We start from the raw sequence: 6,857 nt of genomic DNA on the forward strand, positions 1-6,857 counted from the left end.
AACCCATGGGACTATTTGACCGATTCTGGCCGACCAAGAGCGCGCCGGCGGCACATTCGCGCCCGCAAATTGGCGAGGTTTTCGCGTCAACCGCTGATGTCGGTATGCATGAATTCATGCGCGCTGGCGGCGAGGGCGCCAGGAGCGAGACGATAACGCCGGAAAAATCGCTGGAAAACATGGCGATTCTCAGGTGCGTCAGCCTGATTTCTGAGTCGATCGGCATGTTGCCACTGAACCTCATGGTACGGGGCGACCAGAAGGCGTATGCGAAAGAGCATCCGCTGTATCGCATCCTCAAGCAGCGCCCGAACGAATTCCAAGGTCCCTACAAGTTCAAGAGCACGATGCAGCTGCGCGCGCTCACTCATGGCAACGCTTACGCCCGGGTGATCTGGCGCGGCAACACTGTTATCCGCTTGATCCCGCTCGACTCGAAAAAGGTCGAGCCGAAGATGAACGACGACTTCACCGTGCGCTATGAGGTCCAGATTCCAGGTGGCGGCAAGGTGACGCTCAAGCAGCGCGACATCCTGCACATCGCCGACCTTGCCGACGACGAGCATGGCCTTATTGGCATGTCGCGCGTGAAGAAGGCGAGGGAGTCGGTAAGCCTTGCCTTTCAAGCCGAGAAAGCCGCAAGTCGAATTTTCAAGAACGGTGTGATGGCCGGTGGTGCTCTGACGTACCCGAAGAAGCTCGACCCCGACCAGATCGAAAACATTCGAAACAGCCTGGAAACCCGCTACGCCGGCAGCAACAACGCCCACAAGTGGATGGTCCTCGAGGACGGCATCACTGCCGAAAAGTGGGCCAACAGCGCGCTTGATTCGCAGCTTCAAGAGGCCCGGAATCACCAGACGGAAGAAATCGCCCGCGCCTTTGGCGTGCCTCGGCCGCTGCTGATGATGGATGACACCTCCTGGGGTAGCGGCATCGAGCAGTTGGGCATCTTCTTTATCGCATACGGCTTGCAGCACTGGTTCGAGATCTGGGAAGACGCCATTGAAAACACACTTCTGAGCGAGCAAGAACGCGACACCCTTGAAGTCAAGTTCAACCCGCATGCACTGATGCGCGGAACGCTGAAAGACCAGTCCGAATTCTTCGCCAAAGCTCTCGGCTCCGGCGGAAGTCAGCCGTACATGAATGCCAACGAGGTGCGCGACAAGCTCGATATGCCGAAGTCCGACGAACCCGCAGCCGACTCCCTGCAAAGTCCCATGATGAGGAACACAAATGTCCCTGTTAAAACTGCCTGAAATCAAGGCTGATGCCCGTATTGGCTCTGCCCAATTCGACATGCGCCCTGATGCCCTCGAACGCTGGGAGCCGGGCGTCTGCGCTGCTGTCGAAGATGCCGCCTCGATCTCGATTTACGAGCAGATCGGCGCGTCCTGGGACGGTTCCGGCATCACTGCCAGTCGCATTTCCGCGATTCTGCGCAACATTGGCGCCCGTGATGTCGTCGTCAATGTGAATTCCCCGGGCGGCGACTTCTTCGAAGGGGTGGCCATCTACAACCTGCTGCGGCAGCACAAGGCCAAGGTGACAGTCCAGGTGATGGGCCTGGCCGCTTCGGCGGCATCAGTCATTGCCATGGCTGGCGACGAAATTCTGATGGGTGATGGCTCGTTCCTGATGATCCACAACGCCTGGGCTGTGGCGGTCGGCAACCGGCACGACTTCCTGGCAGCGTCCGACCAGTTGGCCCCGTTCGACCAGGCCATGGCCGAAGTCTACGCCGCCCGCTCCGGCATGTCGGTCGACGAGGCCGCTGCGATGATGGACAAGGAAACGTGGATCGGTGCGACCCAGGCCGTAAAGGACGGTTTCGCTACTGGCATGGTCGACCGCTCGAACATCACACAAGACGCGAAGGCGCAAGGCAGCAAGAAATACCTTGCCCTGGTAGAGGCTTCGATGGCGCGCGCCGGGCACTCCCGCTCGGTCCGTCGCGATGCCCTGAAATCCCTATTTTCTGGCACGCCGGGCGCTGCTGAAAATTCGACCACGCCGAGCGCTGGTCAAGACGTCGCAGCATCCCTGCAATCCCTCCTGAACAACATGAAAGGCTCACAATGAACAAGCATTCGATGGCTTCGGCCATGATTTTCACTGCCATGGCGGCAGTCGTAGTGCCGGCGCAGGCCGGAGTTACCCGCGGTATCGTCAATGTCCGCGCCGATCTCGACATCAAGGCGACTGTCGAGCAGCTGAACCAGGCCTTCGCCACCTTCAAGGCCGAGCACAGCAAACAGATCGATGACGTCAAAAAGGGCCAGTCCGATGCCCTGCAGGCGCTGAAAGTCGACAACATCAATGCGCACATCGCCGATTTGCAGGCGGCCGTCGATGCATCGACCATCAAAATGGCGTCCATGGAAATGGGCGGCGCCGGCGGCCAACCGGTGAAAGACAAGGAATACAGCGCGTCCTTCACCGCGCACATGAAAAAGGGCGAAGTGCAAGCCGCGCTCAACAAGGGCGCCGCGTCGGAAGGCGGCTACTTGGCGCCGGCCGAGTGGGACCGCACCATCAACGACCGCCTGATCCGCGTCTCGCCGATGCGCAGCATTGCCACCGTGCAGACCATCTCGACCGCCGGTTTCAGCAAACTGTTCAACAATCGCGGCACCACTTCCGGCTGGGTTGGCGAAACCGATGCGCGCCCGATCACCAACACGCCGGCGTTCAGCTCGCTGACCTTCACGCCGGGTGAGATTTACGCCAACCCTGCCGCGACGCAGCAGATGCTCGACGATTCGGAAGTCAACCTTGAAGCCTGGCTCGCCGGCGAAGTGGAAACCGAGTTCTCGTACCAGGAGGGTATCGCCTTCCTGACCGGCAACGGCACCAACAAGCCGCGCGGCATCCTGACCTACATCACCGGCGGCGCCGCTGCGGCCGTCCATCCGTGGGGCGCCATCGCCATCGTTCCGACCCTTTCGGCCGCCGCTGTTACCGCGGACAGCATCATCGACCTGGTCGCCGCGCTGCCGAGCGAGTACACCGCCGATGCCAAGTTCACGATGAACCGCAGTACGCAGGCTACACTCCGCAAGCTGAAAGACGGCCAGGGCAACTACCTGTGGCAACCGTCGTTCCAGGCCGGCCAGCCTGCGACCCTGGCGAACTACAGCATCGTCGACATGCCTGGCATGCCGGATGTTGCCGCGAACTCCACCCCGGTGCTGTTCGGCGACTTCAAGCGCGGTTACCTGATCGTCGACCGCACCGGCGTGCGTGTGTTGCGTGACCCGTACACCAACAAACCGTACGTGCAGTTCTACACCACCAAGCGCGTCGGCGGCGGCGTGCAGAACCCTGACGTCATCAAGGCGCTCAAGGTTTCGGCAACCTAAGCGGAGACCCCATGAAATTCACAAAAGTGTTTCGTGGGGTGCCCGACGGGGGCATCTACCCCGTTGGGTACCAGCCTGGCGATGAGTGCCCGCCTGAACTCGAGGCGGCTGCTTTCGAATGCGGCGCTGTCGCCGTGCCGTTCGACGATGCCACCGAGCCCTCCGCCCGCAAGAAGAAGTAACCGCCGGAGCGCGCCATGGTCCACCTGCACCTGTCGCCCTCCGTCTCCCAGGTCCGCTCCTACGACGAGCCTGACGGATACGCCCGGCGCCTCCCATACCGGGCAATCGTCACGATCACCCACCTGACGGACAAGCTGGCCTACCTGCACTCTGCCGTGGGCGCGCTGGGCCGCGAGGAATTCCCCGCGCTGCTGGCGATGCTCAAAGAGCGTGGCGTCACCACCGTGATGTACGAGCGGCATGGCCGCATGAAAACCCGAAATTTATAACCGAGAGACTTTATGACCTACAGCACCGAGCTGCGCAACGCGAAACTAGACGCGAATTCCACCGTCATCGGCAACGCCGGCAAGCTGGAAATCTACGCCGGCACCGACTCGGCCGGCACCACCGGCCCCGAAGGCACGCTGCTGGCCACTTTCACGCTGGGCAGCCCGTTCGCGCCGGCGGCATCCGGCGGCGTGCAGTCGCCGACCCTGCCAGCGGCAACCACCGGCGTCGCCACCGGCACCGCCGGCTGGGCGCGCGTGACGAAGGCTGATGGCAGCACGACCGTGATGGACCTGACTGTGGGCACCTCGGGCGCGCAGATCAATTTGTCGTCGCTGTCGATCACCACCGGCGGCGCCGTGTCGATCACGGCCTGGTCGATCACCGCTGCGGATGCCTAACAAATGAACATCGCAGACAGCGTTCAAGAGACCACCAGCGGCACCAGCACGGCGACAGTCACGCTGGTCGGCGCCACTGTGGGCAATCGCAGCATCGCAGCCGCTATCGCTGCTGGCCACCTGACCGTGGGCCAGAGTACCCCTTGCCGCGTGCAGGACGATATTGGCAACTGGCTGACTGGCCTTTTCACGATCACCAGCAGCACTGTCCTGACCCGTACGGCTATCGGCGCCAGCTCGGCGGGCGGTGCTGATGTCACGCTTGCGGGCACGGTTCGCACGGTGTCGCTCGTGCCAACTGCTCTGTGGGCTGACTCGCTCAAGCTGCCCGCGCAGCCCGCGTTCTCGTCCGTGATCCCGCTCGATGCCCCCGGCCTGTCGATCCCTGCCGCCAAAACGCTGACCGGCGCGCTTACCTTGACGATGCCCACCACGCCCGCACCAGGCGCGCAGGTCTACCAGCGCATCATCGGCGACGGCACTAGCACCGTGACCGTAGTTGGCGCGCAGAAGCTCAACATATCGGCAGATTTCGACAGCCGCGCAGGCATTGAGAACCAATTCCAGTTCTTCAATGATGCATCGGGCAACCCGAAATACTGCATCAGTCAAGTCGAAGGCGCTATTGCTGTCGATAATGTCGCCCCTGTGCTGAGCAGCCCGACCGCCACGCAGACCGGCCCGAACACGGCAACCGGCACCGTCAGCACGAACGAAGCGAACGGCACGCTGTATTGCATGGCGAGCGCCAATGCGACCGAGACGACCGCCACGATCCGCGCCAGCGGCACCGCGCAGACGATCACCGCTACCGGCACCAAGACTTTCAGCATCACCGGCCTGACCGCCAGCACGCTCTATTACTTGCACTTCGCCCACCGCGACCTGAGCAACAACGATTCCAACGTCGCCAACTCGACCAGCATCACGACCGCTGCCGCTGCGACTGTGCCATCGACCATGAGCTCGCCTGTCATCACTGCCGGCGACGGCTCGATTAGCATTGCATGGACCGCGCCAGCCGCGAACGGCAGCGCGATCATCGACGCCACTTTCACCGCTTCGACCGGGCAGACTGCTACCGGCACGACCAGCCCGACGACCATGACCGTGCCAAATGGCACCGCCGTCACCGTGACGGGTAAGGCGCGCAACGGCATGGGCACCGCCACCAGCGCTTCGCCCGCATCGAACAGCGTCACGCCAGCAGCCGCCGCTGCACCTGTCGCCCGCTTTGCGCAGCTGTCCAACGTCACCGAATCCGGCACAACCCCGAATTTCGCGTATGTCGGGGGCGCCGGCGCTGGGGGTGCATCGTACGATGGTAAGGGCGTGCTGAATCTGTCGCTTGCATCTGGCGCTGACGGTGAGATTGTTCTGCGCGTCTCTGCGAAAAATAACGAGGTGATTTGGGGCCTGAGTACGAGCACGACCCCGGTTGCGTTTAGCGGCGTCGCATACGGCATCTACGTTTCCGGGACCGGCGCAGGAACGGGGACGTACCGCCAAATCACATCGGGCAGCCCCGCCAACGGCACAGTGACAACGGCAACGTTCGCAACGAACGACTACCAGCGCATCAAGCGGATCGGCACCACGATCACCGCGTCGAAATCCTCGGACGGCGGCGCAACCTGGACCGTTTATCAAACGTGGACGGGTGCATCGACTGCCGCCCTCTATGTCAACCTGAATTTGAATACCGCCGTCGCAATCGACACCATCACCACGGTGGGCCTGGCGTGATCGGCCTGATCCTCGGCGGCGCAGCGGGACGCCAGATTGCATGGGGCGACACCAGCAAGACGAACATTGTCTTTGTCGGCAACAGCATCGTGGTGGGCGATGGGGTTGGCTACAACACGGCATTGACATGGCCTACCCGCCTCGCACTCCAGGCTCCTATCAACGGAGCAATGGCGATCCCGAATCTCGGCCATGACGGCTGGGACATTCCGACGCTTGACGGTGCTGGCGATACGTCCGCGCGCTTCGTAGAGGGCAAGACGAACATCATGTTCTTCTACGAGGGCACCAACTCACTGAAGGGCGGCACCCGTTCACCCGCAACCACTTTCAGCCAGTTGACAACGTACATCGCAAACCGACGTGCTGAGCATGATTGGAAAATCATTCTGATCAGTACGATCCCGTTCATAGAGGGCGCTACCGATGCGGTGTCGATCACGCAGAACAACAACGTCGACGCATTCAATGCTTTGATGGCCGCGCAGTACAGGGCTATTGGCGCTGTTGGCTATATCGATGTTCGCGCCGGAGCGCCGTGGGGCGCTATGCCGGACTACACGCGAGCTAGTTTTGAGGCGTATTGCACGAGCCTTTTCCTTGCGGACTTCACGCACCCGAATGTGGCGGGCACGCAGCTGCTGGCCGACCTCGCGGCACCGAAGCTGTCGGCCATTCGGGTGAGGTGACGGCGACTGAGATCGATCACCACTGCTTATCCCACCAGATTCGATCCTCCTCTGCGGTAGGAGGGGGAGGTAGCGGTGAGGGGGCAATCCACCGAACTTAAGCGGACGGCCCATTTTTTCTCCGTCGACATCATTTAATTCTTGACAGGAGTGCCGCTTCGCGCGGCCGCCGCCCTGATTGCGAGGGGTGTTCGCGAGCAGGG

General features: G+C 61.9%; 8 protein-coding genes. All 8 read left to right on the forward strand.

The window, feature by feature from the left end; all coding sequences use genetic code 11:
• Positions 1–5: 5 nt before the first annotated feature.
• Genes ACP7EY_RS15470 through ACP7EY_RS15505 form a run of 8 tightly spaced genes read left to right on the forward strand, consistent with a single transcriptional unit; the run spans position 6 to position 6,654 of the window.
• Positions 6–1,262 carry a phage portal protein gene (locus ACP7EY_RS15470; RefSeq protein ID WP_426195088.1) on the forward strand — a complete coding sequence of 419 codons (1,257 nt, stop codon included), beginning with the start codon at positions 6–8 and terminating at the stop codon, positions 1,260–1,262.
• Positions 1,240–2,085, forward strand: a complete 846-nt coding sequence (locus ACP7EY_RS15475) for a head maturation protease, ClpP-related (RefSeq protein ID WP_426195090.1) — start codon at positions 1,240–1,242, stop codon at positions 2,083–2,085. Before ACP7EY_RS15470 ends, ACP7EY_RS15475 begins: the two co-directional genes overlap by 23 nt.
• 11 nt (positions 2,086–2,096) lie before the next feature.
• The gene (locus tag ACP7EY_RS15480; protein ID WP_426195109.1) at positions 2,097–3,365 is read left to right on the forward strand and encodes a phage major capsid protein; all 1,269 of its coding nucleotides are present in this window, start codon (positions 2,097–2,099) and stop codon (positions 3,363–3,365) included.
• A gap of 11 nt (positions 3,366–3,376) precedes the next feature.
• Positions 3,377–3,547 (forward strand): hypothetical protein, encoded by a 171-nt coding sequence (locus ACP7EY_RS15485; protein ID WP_426195092.1) that lies wholly within the window; start codon positions 3,377–3,379, stop codon positions 3,545–3,547.
• Between the two features lie 15 nt (positions 3,548–3,562).
• A complete protein-coding gene (locus tag ACP7EY_RS15490; protein WP_426195094.1) occupies positions 3,563–3,817 on the forward strand; it encodes a hypothetical protein in 255 nt (84 codons plus the stop codon).
• 12 nt (positions 3,818–3,829) lie between these two features.
• The gene (locus ACP7EY_RS15495) at positions 3,830–4,219 is read left to right on the forward strand and encodes a hypothetical protein (protein ID WP_426195096.1); all 390 of its coding nucleotides are present in this window, start codon (positions 3,830–3,832) and stop codon (positions 4,217–4,219) included.
• A gap of 3 nt (positions 4,220–4,222) precedes the next feature.
• On the forward strand, positions 4,223–5,965 hold the full coding sequence (locus ACP7EY_RS15500; RefSeq protein WP_426195097.1) for a hypothetical protein: 1,743 nt from the start codon (positions 4,223–4,225) through the stop codon (positions 5,963–5,965).
• Positions 5,962–6,654 (forward strand): SGNH/GDSL hydrolase family protein, encoded by a 693-nt coding sequence (locus ACP7EY_RS15505; protein WP_426195099.1) that lies wholly within the window; start codon positions 5,962–5,964, stop codon positions 6,652–6,654. Before ACP7EY_RS15500 ends, ACP7EY_RS15505 begins: the two co-directional genes overlap by 4 nt.
• Positions 6,655–6,857: the final 203 nt, after the last annotated feature.

Source organism: Massilia sp. DWR3-1-1 (genome assembly GCF_049898325.1).
Taxonomy (GTDB): Bacteria; Pseudomonadota; Gammaproteobacteria; order Burkholderiales; family Burkholderiaceae_D; genus JAFCUW01.

Bases quoted from the DNA above. Each gene is read 5' to 3' on its own strand.
- ACP7EY_RS15470 (WP_426195088.1), top strand. From the start codon at position 6: ATGGGACTATTTGACCGATTCTGGCCGACCAAGAGCGCGCCGGCGGCA.
- ACP7EY_RS15475 (WP_426195090.1), top strand. From the start codon at position 1,240: ATGTCCCTGTTAAAACTGCCTGAAATCAAGGCTGATGCCCGTATTGGC.
- ACP7EY_RS15480 (WP_426195109.1), top strand. From the start codon at position 2,097: ATGGCTTCGGCCATGATTTTCACTGCCATGGCGGCAGTCGTAGTGCCG.
- ACP7EY_RS15485 (WP_426195092.1), top strand. From the start codon at position 3,377: ATGAAATTCACAAAAGTGTTTCGTGGGGTGCCCGACGGGGGCATCTAC.
- ACP7EY_RS15490 (WP_426195094.1), top strand. From the start codon at position 3,563: ATGGTCCACCTGCACCTGTCGCCCTCCGTCTCCCAGGTCCGCTCCTAC.
- ACP7EY_RS15495 (WP_426195096.1), top strand. From the start codon at position 3,830: ATGACCTACAGCACCGAGCTGCGCAACGCGAAACTAGACGCGAATTCC.
- ACP7EY_RS15500 (WP_426195097.1), top strand. From the start codon at position 4,223: ATGAACATCGCAGACAGCGTTCAAGAGACCACCAGCGGCACCAGCACG.